20 protein-coding genes are annotated in these 18,111 nt (G+C 67.0%); 8 read left to right on the plus strand and 12 right to left on the minus strand.

The genetic code is table 11. The features are described 5' to 3' along the window. Positions 1-384: 384 nt before the first annotated feature. Positions 385-2,277 carry a molecular chaperone HtpG gene (gene htpG / locus ABE543_RS06230; RefSeq protein WP_053517309.1) on the plus strand — a complete coding sequence of 631 codons (1,893 nt, stop codon included), beginning with the start codon at positions 385-387 and terminating at the stop codon, positions 2,275-2,277. 70 nt (positions 2,278-2,347) lie between these two features. Here htpG and ABE543_RS06235 read toward each other — a convergent pair whose 3' ends face one another. Further along, positions 2,348-2,647 carry a hypothetical protein gene (locus ABE543_RS06235; RefSeq protein ID WP_193395520.1) on the minus strand — a complete coding sequence of 100 codons (300 nt, stop codon included), beginning with the start codon at positions 2,645-2,647 and terminating at the stop codon, positions 2,348-2,350. Positions 2,648-2,776: 129 nt separating this feature from the next. Between ABE543_RS06235 and ftsY the strand changes: the two genes are divergently transcribed. From ftsY to ABE543_RS06250, 3 genes are read left to right on the plus strand one after another with little or no spacing between them, the layout of a single operon-like run. Beyond that, positions 2,777-4,078 (plus strand): signal recognition particle-docking protein FtsY, encoded by a 1,302-nt coding sequence (gene ftsY, locus ABE543_RS06240; protein ID WP_065181286.1) that lies wholly within the window; start codon positions 2,777-2,779, stop codon positions 4,076-4,078. Continuing rightward, a complete protein-coding gene (gene mutY, locus ABE543_RS06245) occupies positions 4,071-5,183 on the plus strand; it encodes an A/G-specific adenine glycosylase (RefSeq protein WP_346475446.1) in 1,113 nt (370 codons plus the stop codon). Before ftsY ends, mutY begins: the two co-directional genes overlap by 8 nt. Positions 5,184-5,188: 5 nt before the next feature. Further along, positions 5,189-5,458 (plus strand): oxidative damage protection protein, encoded by a 270-nt coding sequence (locus ABE543_RS06250; protein ID WP_065174958.1) that lies wholly within the window; start codon positions 5,189-5,191, stop codon positions 5,456-5,458. Positions 5,459-5,476: 18 nt separating this feature from the next. On the opposite strand, the gene ABE543_RS06255 is transcribed toward ABE543_RS06250, so the two are convergent. From ABE543_RS06255 to ABE543_RS06300, 10 genes are all read right to left on the minus strand, one after another. Further along, a complete protein-coding gene (locus ABE543_RS06255; protein WP_053517332.1) occupies positions 5,477-5,926 on the minus strand; it encodes a DUF6491 family protein in 450 nt (149 codons plus the stop codon). A gap of 107 nt (positions 5,927-6,033) precedes the next feature. Continuing rightward, entirely contained in the window at positions 6,034-6,852 is an 819-nt protein-coding gene (locus ABE543_RS06260; protein WP_346475447.1) for an ATP-binding cassette domain-containing protein, read from the minus strand. Further along, on the minus strand, positions 6,845-8,086 hold the full coding sequence (locus ABE543_RS06265; RefSeq protein WP_065174956.1) for a lipoprotein-releasing ABC transporter permease subunit: 1,242 nt from the start codon (positions 8,084-8,086) through the stop codon (positions 6,845-6,847). Before ABE543_RS06265 ends, ABE543_RS06260 begins: the two co-directional genes overlap by 8 nt. Positions 8,087-8,109: 23 nt before the next feature. Beyond that, positions 8,110-8,559 (minus strand): hypothetical protein, encoded by a 450-nt coding sequence (locus ABE543_RS06270; RefSeq protein ID WP_081279720.1) that lies wholly within the window; start codon positions 8,557-8,559, stop codon positions 8,110-8,112. Beyond that, positions 8,510-8,758 carry a succinate dehydrogenase assembly factor 2 gene (locus ABE543_RS06275; RefSeq protein ID WP_053517299.1) on the minus strand — a complete coding sequence of 83 codons (249 nt, stop codon included), beginning with the start codon at positions 8,756-8,758 and terminating at the stop codon, positions 8,510-8,512. Before ABE543_RS06275 ends, ABE543_RS06270 begins: the two co-directional genes overlap by 50 nt. 90 nt (positions 8,759-8,848) lie before the next feature. Further along, the gene (locus ABE543_RS06280; RefSeq protein WP_053517298.1) at positions 8,849-9,634 is read right to left on the minus strand and encodes a succinate dehydrogenase iron-sulfur subunit; all 786 of its coding nucleotides are present in this window, start codon (positions 9,632-9,634) and stop codon (positions 8,849-8,851) included. Between the two features lie 67 nt (positions 9,635-9,701). Next, positions 9,702-11,492: a succinate dehydrogenase flavoprotein subunit gene (gene sdhA / locus ABE543_RS06285; RefSeq protein WP_111185438.1), complete on the minus strand. Its 1,791-nt coding sequence runs from the start codon at positions 11,490-11,492 to the stop codon at positions 9,702-9,704. A gap of 31 nt (positions 11,493-11,523) precedes the next feature. Continuing rightward, on the minus strand, positions 11,524-11,910 hold the full coding sequence (gene sdhD, locus ABE543_RS06290) for a succinate dehydrogenase, hydrophobic membrane anchor protein (RefSeq protein ID WP_053517295.1): 387 nt from the start codon (positions 11,908-11,910) through the stop codon (positions 11,524-11,526). Next, positions 11,907-12,299, minus strand: a complete 393-nt coding sequence (sdhC, locus tag ABE543_RS06295) for a succinate dehydrogenase, cytochrome b556 subunit (RefSeq protein WP_346475448.1) — start codon at positions 12,297-12,299, stop codon at positions 11,907-11,909. The genes sdhD and sdhC overlap by 4 nt, the downstream gene beginning before the upstream one ends. Positions 12,300-12,355: 56 nt before the next feature. Then, the gene (locus tag ABE543_RS06300; RefSeq protein WP_074901279.1) at positions 12,356-12,526 is read right to left on the minus strand and encodes a DUF1674 domain-containing protein; all 171 of its coding nucleotides are present in this window, start codon (positions 12,524-12,526) and stop codon (positions 12,356-12,358) included. A gap of 39 nt (positions 12,527-12,565) precedes the next feature. On the opposite strand from ABE543_RS06300, the gene ABE543_RS06305 reads away from it, so the two are divergent. Next, complete coding sequence (locus tag ABE543_RS06305) at positions 12,566-13,438, plus strand: folate-binding protein (RefSeq protein ID WP_253118841.1); 873 nt, start codon at positions 12,566-12,568, stop codon at positions 13,436-13,438. A gap of 69 nt (positions 13,439-13,507) precedes the next feature. Here the strand turns inward: ABE543_RS06305 and ugpC are convergent, their stop codons facing one another. Then, positions 13,508-14,590 carry a sn-glycerol-3-phosphate ABC transporter ATP-binding protein UgpC gene (ugpC, locus tag ABE543_RS06310; RefSeq protein WP_065174953.1) on the minus strand — a complete coding sequence of 361 codons (1,083 nt, stop codon included), beginning with the start codon at positions 14,588-14,590 and terminating at the stop codon, positions 13,508-13,510. Positions 14,591-14,944: 354 nt separating this feature from the next. Here ugpC and zwf point away from each other — a divergent pair, with 354 nt between their 5' ends. The 3 genes from zwf to pgl are packed head-to-tail and all read left to right on the plus strand — an operon-like array spanning position 14,945 to position 18,104. After that, on the plus strand, positions 14,945-16,381 hold the full coding sequence (zwf, locus tag ABE543_RS06315; protein WP_065174952.1) for a glucose-6-phosphate dehydrogenase: 1,437 nt from the start codon (positions 14,945-14,947) through the stop codon (positions 16,379-16,381). Continuing rightward, entirely contained in the window at positions 16,378-17,385 is a 1,008-nt protein-coding gene (gene glk, locus ABE543_RS06320) for a glucokinase (RefSeq protein ID WP_053517290.1), read from the plus strand. Before zwf ends, glk begins: the two co-directional genes overlap by 4 nt. Next, positions 17,382-18,104, plus strand: a complete 723-nt coding sequence (pgl, locus tag ABE543_RS06325) for a 6-phosphogluconolactonase (protein WP_053517289.1) — start codon at positions 17,382-17,384, stop codon at positions 18,102-18,104. Before glk ends, pgl begins: the two co-directional genes overlap by 4 nt. The last annotated feature ends 7 nt before the right edge of the window (positions 18,105-18,111 follow it).

Genomic DNA, 18,111 nt, shown 5'->3' on the forward strand with positions numbered 1-18,111 from the left:
TCGTAACGGCTCTTGGTTTCAGATCCGTTTTCCTGTGGAAAACGGATCTGACCCTGGCTTGGATCTCGAGATCTGAGAGATTTCATCCACGCACGGCGTGGATCTACTGGCCACCGGCCAACTGTCGAAGGCGGGGCACTGTGGGTTCGCGGGGTGTGAGCCGCATGGATGCGGCGACCAAGCCTCCATGGACGGATTCACGGCGCCCCCGCGAACCCACAGTGCCCCGCCATCCCACGGAGTGCCCGCTCTTGCTTTGGCTCTGGCCTCTGCGGGTGCAGGGCGCCGCCCTGCCCGACCAACCCCCTTGATTTCGGGACAATCACCCCTACCCCTTGGCGAGGCCGCACGCGCTGGCGCGGCATTGCACACGGAGCCCTATCGATGACCGAGACGACCCAGACCGAAACCCTTGGCTTCCAGACCGAAGTCAAGCAGCTGCTGCAGTTGATGATCCACTCGCTGTACTCCAACAAGGAGATCTTCCTGCGCGAGCTGGTGTCCAATGCCGCCGACGCGGCCGACAAGCTGCGCTTCGAGGCGCTGACCCAGCCGTCCCTGCTGGAAGACGACAGCGACCTGCGCGTGCGCGTCAGTTTCGACCCGGCCGCCCACACCATCACCATCGAGGACAACGGCATCGGCATGAGCCGCGCCGAGGCCATCGCCCACCTCGGCACCATTGCCAAGTCCGGCACCGGCGACTTCCTGCGCCAGCTGTCCGGCGACCAGAAGAAGGACTCGCAGCTGATCGGCCAGTTCGGTGTCGGCTTCTACAGCGCGTTCATCGTCGCCGACGAAGTCGAAGTCACCTCGCGGCGGGCCGGCCTGGCCAGCAGCGAAGGCGTGCGCTGGACCTCGCGCGGCGAAGGCGACTTCGATGTCGCGACCCTCGACAAGCCCGAGCGCGGCACCCGCATCGTGCTGCACCTGAAGGACGGCGAACACGACTTTGCCGATGGCTGGCGCCTGCGCAGCATCCTCAAGAAGTACTCCGACCACATCGGCCTGCCGATCCAGATGCCGAAGGAAGGGGGTGAAGAGGGCGCGGCGGTCGAATGGGAAACCGTCAACCGTGCCAGCGCGCTGTGGACCCGTCCGCGCACCGAGATCAGCGACGCCGAGTACAGCGAGTTCTACAAGCACGTGGCACACGACCACAGCGATCCGCTGGCGTGGAGCCACAACAAGGTCGAAGGCAAGCTGGAGTACACCTCGCTGCTGTACGTGCCGGGCCGTGCACCGTTCGATCTGTATCACCGCGATGCGCCCAAGGGCCTGAAGCTGTATGTCCAGCGGGTGTTCGTGATGGACCAGGCCGAGCAGTTCCTGCCGCTGTACCTGCGCTTCATCAAGGGCGTGGTCGATTCCAACGACCTGTCGCTGAACGTCTCGCGCGAGATCCTGCAGTCCGGCCCGGTCATCGATTCGATGAAGGCCGCGCTGACCAAGCGCTCGCTGGACATGCTGGAGAAGCTGGCAACCGACAAGCCCGAGCAGTACGCCACGTTCTGGAAGGAATTCGGCCAGGTGCTGAAGGAAGGACCGGCCGAGGACTACAACAACCGCGAGAAGGTGGCCGGCCTGCTGCGCTTCGCCTCCACCCGTGGCGAGGGCGATGCCCAGACCGTCTCGCTGGCCGACTACATCGGTCGCATGGCCGAAGGCCAGGACAAGATCTACTACCTGACCGGCGAGAGCTACAGCCAGGTCCGCAACAGCCCGCACCTGGAAGTGTTCCGCAAGAAGGGCGTGGAAGTGCTGCTGCTGACCGACCGCATCGACGAATGGCTGATGGGTTACCTGACCGACTTCGACGGCAAGGGCTTTGTCGACATCGCCCGTGGCGACCTCGACCTCGGCGCGCTGGAGACCGAGTCGGACAAGCAGGAACAGGAAGCGGCGGCCAAGGACAAGCAGGCCCTGATCGAGCGGCTGAAGGCGGTGCTTGGCGACGACGTGGCCGAAGTCCGCGTGTCGCACCGGCTGACCGATTCGCCAGCGGTGCTGGCCATCGGCGAACAGGATCTGGGGCTGCAGATGCGCCAGATCCTGGAAGCCAGCGGCCAGAAGGTGCCTGACAGCAAGCCGGTGCTGGAGATCAATCCGGGGCACCCGTTGATCGCCAAGCTCGATGGCGAGGCCGATGGTGATCGTTTCGATGATCTCGGCCGCGTGCTGTTCGACCAGGCCGCGCTCGCGGCCGGCGACAGCCTGAAGGACCCGGGCGCCTACGTTGCGCGCCTGAACAAGCTGCTGCTGGAACTGTCGGCCTGACACGCTGGGTGGTCGCCGGGCATGGCCCGGCGCTGCCAGGCGCTGGCTGTCATCTGCCAGGCCGGGCTGCTCAGGCCCGGCGATCCAGCAGCGACCCCAGCATCTGGTCCTGGCGGCGGACCAGCGAAGCGTTGGCGGCGAAGGCCACCACCTCCGCGTTTGCCGCCAGCAGATCAGCCAGCGGCGCGGCGGGATCGGCGCCGGCAGCGGTCACCCGGGTCTGCACCCCACCCTGCTCCACCGCCGCGCGCTGCACCTGCAGGCGCGGCGCATCGGCTGTCGCCAAGTTGGCCACGTTGTGCGCGGCCACCTGCACGCCTTGTGCTGCGGCCCGCATGCCGCTCCAGGCCGTTGCCATCACGTTGTCCATGGCGGTCTCCGGGCCGCCCGGTGCAGCCCTCCGAAGCCATTAGCGGCTGCCCGGCCGCGACCTTGAGTCCACATCGGGCAGACGGGCCCGGGTGGTAGCATACCCCTCTGATTTCAGCGCCTTTTGCCAATGCTCAGTTTTTTCCGCCGCAAGAAGCCCCAGGACGCCGCCACACCGGACGCGCCCAAGACCCAGCACTACTCGGCTGAAGAGCTGGCGGCGGCATTCCCGTCGGCCGCGCCCGTCGAGGACACCACGGTCGTAGCCGACGCCCCGCCAGCCGTGGCTCCGGCTGAGGCGGTGCCCGTCCCGGCGCCGCCCGCCGCTGCCCCGGCGTCCCCGCCGGCGCCGGCAGCGACCGAACGCGTCCTGGCACCGGAAGACTTCGAGGCCGAGGCACGTGCCGCCGCCGCCGTGCTCGCCCCGCTGGCTCCGGTGATCCCCGCACAGCAGCCCTCCGCACCGGCCGCCGACCTGCCGGTGCTGGTGGATGCCGCACCAGCCCCGGCGGGCAAGTCCGGCTGGCGCGAACGCCTGCGCAACAGCGTCATCGCGCGCAGCTTTGGCGGCCTGTTCTCGCGCAATCCCAAGCTCGACGATGACCTGCTGGACGAACTGGAAACCGCGCTGATCACCGCCGATGTCGGCGTCGGTGCGACCACCGAGCTGGTCGAAGGCCTGCGCAGACGCATGAAGGCACGTGAGTTCGCCGATGCCAACGCACTGCTGGGCGCACTGCGTGCCGACCTGATCGCGATCCTGCAGCCGGTCGCCAGGCCACTGGTGATCGATCGCAACGCCAGGCCCTTCGTGGTGCTGACCGTTGGCGTCAACGGTGTCGGCAAGACCACCACCATCGGCAAGCTGGCCAAGCGCTTCAAGGACGACGGGCACAGCCTGATGCTGGCCGCCGGCGATACCTTCCGTGCCGCTGCCGTGGCGCAGCTGCAGGCCTGGGGCGAGCGCAACGGCGTGGCCGTGGTGGCCCAGGGCCAGAATGCCGACGCCGCCTCGGTGGCCTACGACGCGCTGCAGGCCGGCAAGGCGCGCGGCACGTCGGTGCTGATTGCCGATACCGCCGGCCGCCTGCATACCCAGTCCGGCCTGATGAACGAGCTGGGCAAGATCCGTCGTGTGCTCGGCAAGATCGATCCCGCTGCGCCGCACGAGGTGCTGATGGTGATCGACGGCACCACCGGCCAGAACGCGCTGTCGCAGCTGCGCCAGTTCAACGCCGCGGTGAACGTGACCGGCCTGGTGGTGACCAAGCTGGACGGCACCGCAAAGGGCGGCGTGGTGTTCGCACTGGCCCGCGAGTTCGGCATTCCGATCCGTTTCGCCGGCATCGGTGAACGCCCTGAAGATCTGCGTGAATTCGATCCGGAAGCCTTCGTCGACGCGCTGCTGCCCGAAGCGCTTGGCAGTGCCTGAGGCCACCGTCGTGCCTGCGGGCGACCCGTTCGTCGCTCGCCTGCTGCACTGGTTCGACGACCACGGCCGCCACGACCTGCCCTGGCAGCATCCGCGCAGCCCCTATCGGGTCTGGTTGTCGGAGATCATGCTGCAGCAGACCCAGGTGGCCACGGTCATCCCCTACTTCCAGCGGTTCCTGCAGCATTTCCCGACCCTGCCCGCGCTGGCCGCGGCCAGCAACGATGCAGTGATGGCGCAGTGGGCCGGGCTGGGCTACTACGCCCGTGCGCGCAACCTGCATGCGGCGGCCCAGCGGTGCGTGGAACTGCATGACGGCGAACTGCCGCGTGATTTCGACGCGCTGCATGCGCTGCCCGGCATCGGCCGCAGCACCGCAGGCGCGATCCTCAGCCAGGCCTGGAACGACCGGTTTCCGATCCTCGACGGCAACGTCAAGCGCGTGCTCAGCCGGTATCACGGCATCGAAGGCTTCCCCGGCCTGCCAGCCATCGAAAAGCAGTTGTGGGCCATCGCCGAAGCGCACGCGGCCCAGGTGCCGGATGGCCGGATGGCCGACTACACGCAGGCGCAGATGGACCTCGGTGCCACCGTGTGCAGCCGCGCCAGGCCCGCCTGCGTGATCTGCCCGCAGCAGCAGGACTGCGTGGCGCGCCGCGAAGGCCGGACCGCCGAGCTGCCCACGCCGAAGCCAGGCAAGGCCCTGCCCGAACGCGAAGCCGTGGCCCTGCTGCTGCGCGATGCCCAGCAGCGCGTGCTGCTGCAGAAGCGACCGGAGACCGGCATCTGGGCGCAACTGTGGACCCTGCCGCAGGCCGACGCCGGTGAAGCGCTGCAGGACTGGTTCGATGCACACGTGGACGGCTCGCTGGAAGATGCCGACGAGCTGCCGGTGCTGCAGCACACCTTCAGCCACTACAGGCTGCACCTGCAGATCCTGTCGCGACAGGTACGCGGCCTGCGCGTGGAAGAATCCTCGCTGCGCTGGGTCACCGCCGACGAACTGCCGGCGCTGGGCTTGCCGGCTCCCATCCGCAAGCTGCTCGATGGCACTGCGATCAAACCGCCACGACGCAGATCCAAGAAACCCCGCAACCATGAGTGAGTGCCATGCCCCGAACCGTCTTCTGCCAGTACGAACAACGCGATGCCGAGGGCCTGGACTTCGTGCCCTATCCGGGCGAACTGGGCCAGCGCATCTTCAACCACATCGGCAAACAGGCCTGGGCGGCATGGCTGGCGCACCAGACCATGCTGATCAACGAGAACCGCCTGTCACCGCGCGACCCGAAGCATCGCGCGTTCCTGGAAGGGGAACTGGTCAAGTTCCTGTTCGAGAAGGACGCGGAGAAGCCCGCCGGCTTCATCCCGGAAGCCTGATCCGGAGATGGCGCCGGCCTAGTTCGCCGGCTCCTCGCGCTCCTGCACCTGCGCCTGCCGCAGCTCCTGTTCCGAAGCACGCAGCGCCTTCACGTCAAGCTTGCGGATGCTGCTGATGAAGCACGGCAGGCGCGGGCCTCCGGTCGGGTCCCGGACCAGCACCTTGTCGAAGCGGGCCGACACGCGGTTCATGCGGCTGGTCAGGCCAATGGCGGTCGCAAACGACAGATCCTGGCAGGGGCCGTTCAATTCCAGCAGGTAGGCCTCGCTGGGCCGGGTCCATACCGCCAGTGCACTGTCGCCCAGTTCGGTCCAGCCGTTGAGGCTGCCGAAGAACTGCATGTCATTCTGCGGTGCGCCGGCGTGCGCCCGGTACAGGTCCAGCCGCTCGGCACTGCTCAGGCGGCCGGTGGTCGCACACGCGGCCAGGGCAAGGCAGAGCCCTGCGATCACAAGCGGGGTCTTCATGTCGATCTCCACGGGGAACCGGGGGCCATCATGCGCCTGCCCGGGTATGGGCGGCGAGAATCCCGGCGCCACCGTTCAGGCGCCGGGAGGTGCACGTTGCCGGCCGCTCAGACGTCGGCGTGGGCCAGCTCGTGCAGGCGCCATTCGCGCAGCTCCAGCACCCGGTCCAGGCGCCGCGCCAGACCGCGGTCGTGGGTGACCAGCACCAGGCTGGTATGGCGGGCACGATTGAGTTCGAGCATCAGGTCGAACACGGTGCCGGCCGTGCGATCGTCCAGGTTTCCGGTCGGCTCGTCGCCCAGCACGCAGGCCGGATGATTCACCAGCGCGCGCGCCACCGCCGCACGCTGGCGCTCGCCACCGGAAAGCTCGCCCGGTTTGTGGTCCAGGCGATGGCCCAGCCCGACCGACTCCAGCAGCAAGGTTGCGCGCGCGGCCGCCTCCTCCACTTCAGGACGACCACGGACGAAGGCGGTGGCCCCGTTGACGATGCTGGCCAGCGCCGTCCCCACCACGCCCAGGCCGGCGAACATCGCCCGCTGTGACATCGGCGAATGCGAGCGGGACAGCAGCAGCGGCATCATCACGTTTTCCAGCGCGGTGAATTCCGGCAGCAGGTGATGGAACTGGTAGACAAAGCCCAGCGCCTGGTTGCGCAGCAGGCCACGTGCGGTATCCGACAGAGCCGACATCCGTTGACCGGCCACGTACACCTCGCCGGCACTGGGTACGTCCAGTCCCCCCAGCAGGTGCAGCAGCGTGCTCTTGCCGGCACCGGACGCGCCGATGATGGCCACGGTTTCACCCGCGGTGACGGTCAGGTTCAGGCCGTCGAATACCGGGGTCTGCATGCGCCCTTCGGCATAGATCTTGCCGAGGTGCTCGGCGCGGATCACTTCCTGGCCGCGGTCAAAGGCTTCATTCATAGCGCAGGGCCTCCGCCGGCTGGGTGCGTGCCGCCCGCCAGGCGGGATACAGGGTGGCCAGGAAGCTCATCAGCAGTGCGACCACGGTGATCACCACCACGTCGCCGGTCTGCATGTCCGTCGGCAGGCCGGTGATGTAGTACACGTCTTCCGGCAGCAGCTTGACGTTGAACACGCGCTCGATGGCGCCAAGGATGCGTTCCAGGTTGAAGGTCAGGGTGATGCCGCCGATCAGTCCGGCCAGCGTGCCGAAGATGCCGATCAACGAGCCCTGCACCATGAACACCTGCATCACCCCGGCCGGGGTCAGGCCGAGCGTGCGCAGGATGGCGATGTCCGCCTGCTTGTCGGTGACCAGCATCACCTGCGAGGACACCAGATTGAACGCGCCCATGGCGATGATCAGCGACAGCAGGATGCCCATCACCACTTTCTCCATGCGCAGCGAGTGGTAGAGATTGGCGTTCTGCTGGGTCCAGTCACTTACGCGATAGGCGCCGCCAAGGTTCTGCGCAAGGTCCACGCCGACTTCCAGCGAGCGGTCCATGTCGTGCAGTTTCAGGCGCACGCCGGTCGCGCCATCGGCGCGCAGTACGCGCTCGAGATCCTTCATGTTGGCGAAGCCGACGCCGCGGTCGACCTCGTTGTAGCCGGCCTCGAAAATACCGCTGACGGTGAAGCGCTTCATCCGCGGAACGGCGCCTGCAGGTGTGCCCTGCACTTCGGCGAAGGTCACCAGCACCTGGTCGCCGACATCGACGCCCAGCCAGATCGCCAGTTCCTTGCCCAGCAGCAGATTGAAGCTGCCGGGTTTCAGGCTGTCGTAGCTGCCCTTGACCACCTTCTGGTCGATCACCGACACCTTCGGCTCCAGTGCCGGGTCGATGCCCTGGATGATCGCACCCTGCACGCGCGGGCCGCTGATCATCGACTGGATCTCGATATAGGGTGCGGCGCCCGCCACGCGCGGGTCCTTGTTGGCCACGTCCACCACGCGCATCCAGTCCGGCATGGGCTCGCCGTCGCGACTGATGGTGGTATGCGCCGTCATCTGGAGCAGGCGGCTGCGGATTTCCTTCTGGAAGCCGCTCATCACCGCCAGGGTGGTGATCAGCACCGTAACGCCGAGCGCGATGCCCAGGATCGATGCCATCGAAATGAAGGAGATGAAGCCGTTGCGGCGCTTGGCGCGCAGGTAGCGCAGGCCGATGGCCACGGGAATGGGTTTGAACATGCGGGCACGCCGGACGATTCAGCCTATGGTGCCATCGACCGGGCTCGACGGGAAACGGCGCGTGCGGCGACGGCCAGTCGCAGTTCACGTCGCTGCCGGGCATCGAGTACATCCGGCCAGAACAGCAGCCGCCGTTGCCGCCGCCCCTGGCGCCCATGCAGCAACAGCCACGGGCCGCGGATCACCAGCTGTGGAGCGTCCAGCGCCTGCCCCGCCACCTGCAGCGGAGCGGGCAACGCCGGCAGGCACACCCTCACCTTCGGCCGGCGCAGGCGCCAGAAGAGCTCGGCCAGGCCCAGCGCCCAGACCAGCAGTACCACGGGAACAAGGGCGTCTCGGGGCAGATCCGAAGCGCGCAGCAGCCAGGGGGCGGCGAGCAGTACCGCCAGCTGGGCACCCGCCTGCAGCCGTGAAGGGCGCCACTCAAGGCTTGAGGGCGCGGATCCTGTCCATGAGCGGGATGGCGTGCGCATGCGGGCAGACCTCGTAGCCCATGAACCAGCGCCACAATTTATCGTCCTCACAGTCGAGCAGGAACAGGAAAACCTCGCGCTCTTCGGTCGGCGCAGCGCTCCATTCGCGGTCGAGGTAACGTTCGAACAGCTGGTCCAGCTCGCGCATGCCACGCCGGCAGCGCCAGCGCAGCTTCTTCAGCAGGGTTTCTTCATCCATTGCAGGCCTCCAGATACAGCGAAGCCACGCATGGCGTGGCTCGGCTGGGGTGCGTGCGGCCGCCGACGATGCGGCCGCATGCGGGATGGATCAGGCGCGACGCTCCATCATGAGCTTCTTGATCTCGGCAATCGCCAGCGCCGGGTTCAGGCCCTTCGGGCAGGTGCGGGCGCAGTTCATGATGGTGTGGCAGCGGTACAGCTTGAACGGATCTTCCAGATCGTCCAGGCGCGCACCGGTGTCCTCATCGCGCGAGTCGATGATCCAGCGGTAGGCCTGCAGCAGGATCGCCGGACCCAGGTAACGCTCGCCGTTCCACCAGTAGCTCGGGCAGCTGGTCGAGCAGCAGGCGCACAGGATGCACTCGTACAGGCCATCGAGCTTCTTGCGGTCTTCCGGCGACTGCAGGCGCTCGCGATCCGGCGGCGCCGGGGTCTGCGTGCGGATCCACGGCTTGATCGAGGCGTACTGCGCGTAGAAGTGGGTCAGATCCGGCACCAGATCCTTGACCACGTTCATGTGCGGCAGCGGGTAGATCGGCACTTCCTTCTTGCCGCAGTCCGCGATGGCGCGGGTGCAGGCCAGCGTGTTGGTGCCGTCGATGTTCATCGCGCACGAACCGCAGATGCCTTCGCGGCAGGAGCGACGGAAGGTCAGGGTCGGGTCGATCTCGTTCTTGATCTTGATCAGCGCGTCCAGGACCATCGGGCCGCAGGCGTCCAGATCGACCTCATAGGTATCGGTGCGCGGATTGCTGTCGTCATCCGGACTCCAGCGGTAGATCTTGAAGGTACGCACGTTCTTGCCGCCGTTCTTGACGGGGAAGTGCTGGCCCTTCGTGATCTTGGAATTCTTGGGGAGTGAAAACTCGGCCATGGCTGCTCTCGTTGGCTCAGGCGGCCCGCGCCCTCAAGGCGCGGATTGCATGGTAGGCGGGGTCGGATCAGTACACGCGCGGCTTCGGCGGCACCACGGACACGTCATCGGTCAACGTGTACATGTGCACCGGACGGTAGTCGAAGCTGCACTTGCCCTTCTCGTCGACGCTGACCAGGGTGTGCTTCTGCCAGTTGACGTCGTCGCGGTCCGGGAAGTCCTCGTGCGCATGCGCGCCGCGGCTTTCCTTGCGCTGTTCGGCCGAGTTGATCGTCGCCACCGCGTTGAGCAGCAGGTTGTTCAGCTCGTAGGTCTCGATCAGGTCCGAGTTCCACACCAGCGAACGGTCCGAGACCTTCACGTCCTGGAACGAATCGAAGATCTTGTCCATCTTCTCGCAGCCTTCCTTCAGCGTCTGGCTGGTGCGGAAGACGGCCGCGTCGGCCTGCATGGTGCGCTGCATGCGGTCGCGGATGACCGAGGTCGGGGTGTCGCCGTTGGCGTGGCGCAGCTTGTCCAGCAGGCCCAGCGCCTTGTCGCAGGCATCGGACGGCAGCGGCTTGTGCGCCGCGCCCGGCTTGATGGTCTCGGCACAGCGGTTGGCCACCGCGCGGCCGAACACCACCAGATCCAGCAGCGAGTTGGAGCCCAGGCGGTTGGCGCCGTGCACGGACACGCAGGCGGCTTCGCCGATGGCGTACAGGCCCGGCACCACGGCATCGGGGTTGTCGCCGACCTTGCGCACCACTTCACCGTGGTAGTTGGTCGGGATGCCACCCATGTTGTAGTGCACGGTCGGGATGACCGGGATCGGCTGCTTGTGCACGTCGACGCCGGCGAAGATGCGGGCGCTCTCGGCGATGCCCGGCAGCTTGTCATCGATCACGCCCGGGCCCAGGTGGGTCAGGTCGAGCAGGATGTGATCCTTGTGCTCGCCGACACCGCGGCCTTCGCGGATCTCGATGGTCATCGAACGGCTGACCACGTCGCGCGATGCCAGATCCTTGTAATGCGGTGCATAGCGCTCCATGAAGCGCTCGCCGCTGCTGTTGCGCAGGATGCCACCTTCACCGCGGACACCCTCGGTGATCAGGCAGCCGGCGCCGTAGATGCCGGTCGGGTGGAACTGCACGAACTCCATGTCCTGCATGGCGATGCCGGCACGCATGGCCAGGCCGCCACCGTCGCCGGTGCAGGTATGCGCGGAAGTTGCGCTGAAATAGGCTCGGCCGTAGCCGCCGGTGGCCAGTACCACGCCCTGGGCGCGGAACAGGTGCAGCGTGCCGTCGGACATGTCCAGGGCCAGCACGCCGCGGCAGACGCCTTCGTCGTCGAAGATCAGGTCGAGCGCGAAGTACTCGATCATGAAGCGCGCGTCGTGCTTCAGCGACTGCTGGTACAGCGTATGCAGCATCGCGTGGCCGGTACGGTCGGCCGCCGCGCAGGTGCGCTGCGCCGCCGGGCCTTCGCCGTACTTGGTGGTCATGCCACCGAACGGGCGCTGGTAGATCTTGCCTTCGGCGGTACGCGAGAACGGCACGCCGTAGTGCTCGAGCTCGATGATGGCCGGAATGGCCTCACGGCACATGTATTCGATGGCGTCCTGGTCGCCCAGCCAGTCCGACCCCTTGATGGTGTCGAAGAAGTGGTAACGCCAGTCGTCCTCACCCATGTTGCCGAGCGCGGCGGAGATACCGCCCTGGGCGGCGACGGTGTGCGAACGGGTCGGGAAGACCTTGGTCAGGCACACGGTCTGCAGGCCCTTGGCGGCCAGGCCGAACGTGGCACGCAGGCCGGCGCCGCCGGCGCCCACCACGACCATGTCGTACTTGTGTTCGGTGATCTTGTAAGCGGACATCTAGTCTGGATTCCTGTGTAGGTGCCTGGGCTCAGGCAACGCCGAGGGCGATGCGGCCCACCGCGAACACACTGACGATCATGCCGAGCACGGCGACGAACTTCACCGCGGTCTGCAGCACCAGGGCCAGCAGCGATTCGTGGATGTAATCTTCCAGCACGACCTGCATGCCGAGCTGTGCGTGCCAGAACATGGCGATCAGCAGGCCGATCAGCGGCACCGCGTTCCACGGCTTGGCGATGGCAGCAGTGGCGGTCGCGTAGTCGGAACCCAGCAGGCCCAGCACGAAGACCAGGAACCAGATCCCCAGCACCACCAGGGCGGCGGCGGTCAGGCGCTGGTGCACGAAGTGCTCGGTGCCGGTCTTGGCCGAACCCAGGCCACGCACGTTCTTCAGCGGAGTACGGAACTTGCTCACGCGGCACCTCCAAACATCACGTAGGCCCACACCAGCAGGGTGATCACCAGGCTGCCGATGACCGACAGCCAGCTGCTGCGGATGAAGGCGGGGATGCTGAAGCCGATGGCGAAGTCCTGCACCACATGGCGGAGGCCATTGCACAGGTGATAGGCGAACGACCATGTCCACGCGAACAGGAACACGCGGCCATACCAGGCCCCGGCATGGCCGGTGAAGCAGTTCCACGAATCGGGCCCCATCATCAGGGCCAGCAGGCCCGCAGCGATGATGAGGGCACCAACAGACAGAAAGACGCCAGTGGCTCGATGCAGGATCGAGGTGGCCATCTGAATCTGCCAGCGATACACCTGAAGGTGCGGGGAAAGTGGGCGTTGTCTGGTCGCCATTCGCTGGGCTCGTTGTCTCGGCTGGGCGGCACGCGGCCGCGTTGGCTCAATGCTGATCAGAAATCGATGCAGCGTCCGTTTTTCTCCCAATCGCCATACCGCACCGGATCGAGTCCGCCGCGGCCGCCGAATTCCTCTGCCTTTTCCTGTTCCACGGGCACGGGTGCCGCAGGGACCAGCGGGGCTTCAGTTTCGTCGTCGGGAGTGGGGGTTGTTTGGCCTATCATGGTCGGTCTCGCAACGCACAAATTTTAGACCTCGTTCACGTGCCTGACAACCTGCCCCCTGCTTTCGTCGGATATCCACGCCTTCCGGGCCACCAGCTGGTGAGCCTGCAGGGCGTGGACGCAGCTGCCTTCGCCCATGCCCAGTTCAGCAGCGATGTCCTCGCTCTGCCCCAGCAGCACTGGCAGTGGAGCGCCTGGCTGAGTGCCAAGGGCCGCACCCTGGCGGTGTTCCAGCTGCTCCGGCTGGCTGAGGATCACGTGATGCTGGTGTTCGCCGATGGCGACGCGGATGCGACTGCGTCGCAACTGCAGCGTTTCGTGTTCCGCCGCAAGGTCAAGGTGCAGCTGCGCGACGATCTGGCCGTGGCCGGCGCGTTCACCGCACCGGAAGCGGCTACCGGCGCAGCGATCGCCGCCAATGCAGGCGGTTGGGAGCTGGACCTGGGCAGCGACGCGCTGCCGCGCGCGCTGCGCATCGGTGCCGCTGACACCTTCCCGGCCGGTGGGCCGGACGACGACGTGGCCTTTGCATTGGCCTGGCGCCAGGCTGACCTGCGGTATGGCCTGCCCCGGCTGGAGCAGAGCCAGCGCGAGGTGTGGACCCCGCAGCAGTTGGGGCTGGACCGTCTGAACGGCTACAGCGTGAAGAAAGGCTGCTACCCGGGCCAGGAAATCGTCGCCCGCACCCACTTCCTCGGCAAGGCCAAGCGCGCGGTGCAGCTGCTGCACACCCATGCGCCGGCGCAGGCCGGTGACGGCGTGCAGCAGGACGGCGCGGCACTGGGCACGATCGCCAGCGTGGCCGGCGATCTCGCGCTGGCGGTGCTGCCGCTTGAAACGAGCGACGCTGCGCTGCAGGTCGGCGATGCGCCCGCGCAGCGGATTCCACTGCTGGATGGCCTGGCGCGCTGAGGCTGCGCCCCATCCACGCAGGGCGGGGATCTGCCGATGACGCCGGGCATGGCCCGGCGCCACCAAGTCTTACAGGCGCTCGCCGGTTTCCGCGTTGAAGAAGTGCAGGCCCTGCGGATGGATCGAAACGCGGATGTCCTCGCCCACGGCCGGCAGCGCCTGCGGCGCCACCCGCATGGTCAGTGCATGCTGGCCGCTGCTGAGGTTGACGAAGATCTCGTTGCCGACCGGCTCGATGCCCTCGATGCGCGCAGTGAACGCATGCGCGTCATCTCCCGTCGCCGGCTGCAGGTGCTCCGGGCGCACGCCGACGTTGATCGGCTTCTGCAGCCACGCGGGGTCGATCGTGGCCTGGCCCAGCGGCGCGCGCCACTCACCCTCGACCACCGTCACGCCGCCCGCATCGCCCTGCAACGTCCCGCGCAGCACGTTCATCGCCGGGCTGCCGAGGAAACCGGCCACGAACAGGTTGGCCGGGCGGTCATACAGCGCCATCGGCGTATCGATCTGCTGGATGATGCCGTCCTTGAGCACCACGATGCGCTGGCCCAGCGTCATCGCTTCGACCTGGTCGTGCGTGACATAGATCATGGTCGTACCCAGCTTGCGGTGCAGCTGCGCGATCTCGGTACGCACGCTGTGGCGCAGCTTGGCATCGAGATTGGACAGCGGCTCGTCGAGCAGGAACACCGCAGGTTCGCGCACCAGCGCGCGCCCCAGCGCAACACGCTGGCGCTGGCCACCTGACATCGCCTTGGGCAGCTTGTCCATCATCTCGGTCAAGCCAAGCGTCTGCGCCGCTTCGGCAATCCGCCTGTCGATGGTGGCCTTGTCGTGGCCACGCAGCTTCAGGCCGAACGCCAGGTTCTCGGCCACGGTCATGTGCGGGTAAAGCGCATAACTCTGGAACACCATGGCGATGTCGCGATCCTTCGGTGCCACATCGTTGACCACGCGGTCACCGATGCTCAGCGTGCCACCGCTGATCTCCTCCAGGCCTGCCACCATCCGCAGCAGGGTCGACTTACCACAGCCGGAAGGACCGACCAGCACCATCAGTTCGCCATCGGCGACCTCGAAAGTGGCGTCCTTCACCGCAACCTGGCCGTTGTCGTAGACCTTGCGCACACCCTGCAACTGCACTTTTGCCATATCACCTGATCCGGTCTGCCCGACGCCGGGCTGTCTTTTGGGACTGCCTCGGCCCTCCCGATGGCAGCAATGATTGCGCGACTGCCGCATGACGGCGAGCACTGCAATCGAATACAGTTGCCCATTCTGCCATGTAAACGTTTTCACGTGGCACTATCCGATGGTCGGTGCGCACCGACCTGCGTCGGCGGACAATGGAACGTTCGCCGGTGCGGTGGTTTCGCATGGAACGGCCTGCCGGTATCCCCAGCAGATCGCGTTCCGCGAACCTCGGACAGGCAGTTGCGCGGATGTCCCCCGAACCCAGCCATGAAGCGATTGACAACGATGTCACCCGGATCTGAAACTCGAGCGATGCACGACACCCTCTTCCTGTTCGGTGCCACAGGTGATCTGGCCCAGCGCTACCTGTTCCCTTCGCTGCTGCGCCTGCTTGGCGATGGTCTGCTGCCGGAGGATTTCCGCATCCGTGCGCTGGCCCTGTCCGGCCATGACACCGAGGCCTTCCATGACATCCTGCGTCCGCGCCTGCAGCAGGCCATGCCGATGGCCTCGCAGGACGACATCGCCGCGCTGCTGCGCCGCATCGACTACCGCTCGGTGGACCTGCGCGATGTCGACTCGGTCGCCGCCGCCGTCTCAGACCTGGTGGACCGCCGGTGCGTGAGCTACCTGGCCATTCCGCCGGGCCTGTACATCTCCACCTGCGAAGGCCTGGCCAAGGGGGGCGCCCTCGCCGCACCGGCCCGGCTGATGCTGGAGAAGCCGATCGGCAGCGACAGCGAAAGTGCCGAGGAAATCATCAGCACCATCGGCCAGTGGATCGACGAAGACCGCGTGTTCCGCCTGGATCACTATCTGGGCAAGGCTGCGGTGCAGAACCTGATCGCCCTGCGCTTCGGCAACACCCTGCTGGAGGCGGTGTGGAACCGCAACTACATCGAGTCGGTGCACATCCTGGTCGCAGAGAGCGAAGGCGTGGACGGCCGCGACGCGTACTACGCACGCTCCGGCGCCCTGCGTGACATGGTGCAGAGCCATATCCTGCAGCTGCTGTGCCTGGTGGCGATGGAACCGCCGGCGTCGCTCGAAGCCGACCGCATCCGCGACGAGAAGGTCAAGGTGCTGCGCGCCCTGCGCCCCCTCGACGCCCAGCATGCCGCCCGCGACAGCGTGCGCGGCCGCTATACCGCCGGCACCATCAACGGCCAGCCGGCACAGGCCTATCAGCCGCCGGAAGGCAGCGACGTGGAAACCTTCGCCGGCGTCACCGCGCACATCGACAACTGGCGCTGGTCCGGCGTTCCCTTCCATCTGGTCACCGGCAAGCGCCTGCCCGAGCGCACCACCCGCGTGGTGGTGACCCTCAAGCCGGTCACCCATTGGCTGTTCGAGCGCCCGCAGCGCGCGCAGGCCGCACCCAATCGCCTGGTGTTCCAGCTGCAGCCGCAGGAAAACATCGAGCTGGGCCTGATGAGCAGCCTGGCCGGTCCGGAATGGGGCGCGCTGGAACTGCATCCGCTGGAACTGGAGCTGTCGGTGCCGACGGGACTGCACCGCCGCATCGCTTACGAGCGCCTTTTCCTGGACGCCTTCAACGGCAACCATGCGCTGTTCGTGCGCGACGACGAAGTGCGCGCCGCCTGGGCGTGGATCGACAGCGTCGCCGATGCCTGGAAGGCAGCCGGCCTGCCGCTCCAGCCTTACCCTGCTGGCCAGTGGGGTCCGGCGGATGCCAGCGACTTCCTGCCACAGGGCGTGGATGCGCCGGACACCGGAGCTTCGGCATGAGTGGCAGCTCGCAGCCGGTTCTGGTCGCCGACATCGGCGGCACCAATGCCCGCTTCGCACTGGCCGACACTTCGCTGGATGCGCCCCTGCAGAAGGACAGCATCCGCGAGTTCGCAGTCGCCGAGTTCCCGTCGCTGGGCGATGCCGCCCGCCACTACCTTGAGCAGGCCGGGGCCAGCGCGCGCCGCGGCGTGTTTGCCGTGGCCGGCCGCGTCGATGGCGACGAGGCACGCATCACCAACCATCCGTGGGTGATCTCGCGCAGCCGCACCGCAGCGATGCTCGGCTTCGACGAGCTGCACCTGATCAACGACTTCGCCGCACAGGCGATGGCCGTCGCCCTGCTGCAACCGCAGGATGTGGTGCAGATCGGCGGTGCGCACTGGACGCCGGCCGCGCCGGGCCAGCCACGCAACTACGGAGTGATCGGCCCTGGCACGGGCCTCGGCGTCGGTGGCCTGGTGGTGCGCCACGGCCGCAGCTACCCGCTGGAAACCGAAGGCGGTCACGTCAGCTTCCCGCCGGGCACGCCGGAAGAAGTGCGGATCCTGGAGATCCTGTCCGAGCAGTTCGGCCGCGTGTCCAACGAGCGTCTCATCTGCGGTCCCGGCCTGGTCAACATCCATCGTGCGGTCTGTGAGATGGCCGGTGTCGACCCGGGCCATCTGCAGCCGGCCGACGTCACCGCCCGTGCCGCGCTCGGCGATCCGCAGGCGATGCGCACCGTGGATGTGTTCTGCGCAGTGTTCGGCGCCATCGCCGGCGACCTGGTGCTGATCCAGGGTGCCTGGGATGGCGTGTTCCTGACCGGCGGCCTGGTGCCCAAAATGCTGGATTCGCTGCAGCACTCCGGCTTCCGCCAGCGCTTCGAGCACAAGGGCCGGTTTTCCTCGATCATGGCGCGGGTGCCTTCGCTGGCGATCATGCACCCCTGCCCCGGCCTGCTGGGCGCTGCCGCCTATGCAGCCGATGCCGAACGTGACGCTCCGGGAGTTGCCGCATGAGCCCTGTCTTCCAGGACGACCGCATCGATTTTGTCAGTCACGGCGATGCCGATGGCTGGATCGAAGCGGTGGCCACCGAAATGGCACAGACCATCAACCGTGACATCAACGAAGTCGGCCGCGCACGCATCCTGCTGTCCGGTGGCACCACGCCGGCGCCGGTGTACCAGGCGCTGGCAGAAATGGAAGTGCACTGGGACCGCGTGGAAGTGAGCCTGGCCGATGAGCGCTGGCTGTCGCCGCAGGATCGCGACAGCAATGCCTGGCTGGTACGCGAGCACCTGCTCAAGCGCGCCGAAGGTGCACATTTCGACCCGCTGGTGCGCATCGGCAAGCCGCTTCCGGAATGCGTGTACACCGCCAATCTGCAGGCACAGCACAGCCAGCCGCCCAGCCTGGTCGCGCTCGGCATGGGCAATGATGGCCACACGGCCTCGTTGTTCCCCGGCTCGAAGGACCTGGCCCGCGCGCTGGAAAGCCCCCTGCCCTATGCCGCACTGGATGCGACCGGCTGCCCGGGCGCCAACCAGTGGCCGCTGCGGATCACGCTGACCCCGCACGGCCTGCGCCAGTGCCGCCAGCGCCTGCTGCTGCTGCGCGGCAAGCAGAAGCTGCAGGTGCTGCGGCAGGCGCTGGACAGCAACAATGCCCAGCAGTACCCGATCCTCAACGCAATCCACCTGGAAGGCGCGCGCCTGCGCGTCCACTGGGCAGATTGATGTCGGT

Origin of the sequence: Stenotrophomonas sp. TWI169 (genome assembly GCF_039674705.1) — a bacterium.
Taxonomy (GTDB): domain Bacteria; phylum Pseudomonadota; class Gammaproteobacteria; order Xanthomonadales; family Xanthomonadaceae; genus Stenotrophomonas; species Stenotrophomonas maltophilia_P.

What these genes read in the sequence shown, in the direction of transcription:
- htpG (WP_053517309.1), top strand. Translation starts at nt 385, where the DNA reads ATGACCGAGACGACCCAGACCGAAACCCTTGGCTTCCAGACCGAAGTC.
- ABE543_RS06235 (WP_193395520.1), bottom strand. Translation starts at nt 2,647, where the DNA reads ATGGACAACGTGATGGCAACGGCCTGGAGCGGCATGCGGGCCGCAGCA.
- ftsY (WP_065181286.1), top strand. Translation starts at nt 2,777, where the DNA reads ATGCTCAGTTTTTTCCGCCGCAAGAAGCCCCAGGACGCCGCCACACCG.
- ABE543_RS06250 (WP_065174958.1), top strand. Translation starts at nt 5,189, where the DNA reads ATGCCCCGAACCGTCTTCTGCCAGTACGAACAACGCGATGCCGAGGGC.
- ABE543_RS06255 (WP_053517332.1), bottom strand. Translation starts at nt 5,926, where the DNA reads ATGAAGACCCCGCTTGTGATCGCAGGGCTCTGCCTTGCCCTGGCCGCG.
- ABE543_RS06260 (WP_346475447.1), bottom strand. Translation starts at nt 6,852, where the DNA reads ATGAATGAAGCCTTTGACCGCGGCCAGGAAGTGATCCGCGCCGAGCAC.
- ABE543_RS06265 (WP_065174956.1), bottom strand. Translation starts at nt 8,086, where the DNA reads ATGTTCAAACCCATTCCCGTGGCCATCGGCCTGCGCTACCTGCGCGCC.
- ABE543_RS06270 (WP_081279720.1), bottom strand. Translation starts at nt 8,559, where the DNA reads ATGCGCACGCCATCCCGCTCATGGACAGGATCCGCGCCCTCAAGCCTT.
- ABE543_RS06275 (WP_053517299.1), bottom strand. Translation starts at nt 8,758, where the DNA reads ATGGATGAAGAAACCCTGCTGAAGAAGCTGCGCTGGCGCTGCCGGCGT.
- ABE543_RS06280 (WP_053517298.1), bottom strand. Translation starts at nt 9,634, where the DNA reads ATGGCCGAGTTTTCACTCCCCAAGAATTCCAAGATCACGAAGGGCCAG.
- sdhA (WP_111185438.1), bottom strand. Translation starts at nt 11,492, where the DNA reads ATGTCCGCTTACAAGATCACCGAACACAAGTACGACATGGTCGTGGTG.
- sdhC (WP_346475448.1), bottom strand. Translation starts at nt 12,299, where the DNA reads ATGGCGACCAGACAACGCCCACTTTCCCCGCACCTTCAGGTGTATCGC.
- ABE543_RS06300 (WP_074901279.1), bottom strand. Translation starts at nt 12,526, where the DNA reads ATGATAGGCCAAACAACCCCCACTCCCGACGACGAAACTGAAGCCCCG.
- ugpC (WP_065174953.1), bottom strand. Translation starts at nt 14,590, where the DNA reads ATGGCAAAAGTGCAGTTGCAGGGTGTGCGCAAGGTCTACGACAACGGC.
- zwf (WP_065174952.1), top strand. Translation starts at nt 14,945, where the DNA reads ATGCACGACACCCTCTTCCTGTTCGGTGCCACAGGTGATCTGGCCCAG.
- glk (WP_053517290.1), top strand. Translation starts at nt 16,378, where the DNA reads ATGAGTGGCAGCTCGCAGCCGGTTCTGGTCGCCGACATCGGCGGCACC.
- pgl (WP_053517289.1), top strand. Translation starts at nt 17,382, where the DNA reads ATGAGCCCTGTCTTCCAGGACGACCGCATCGATTTTGTCAGTCACGGC.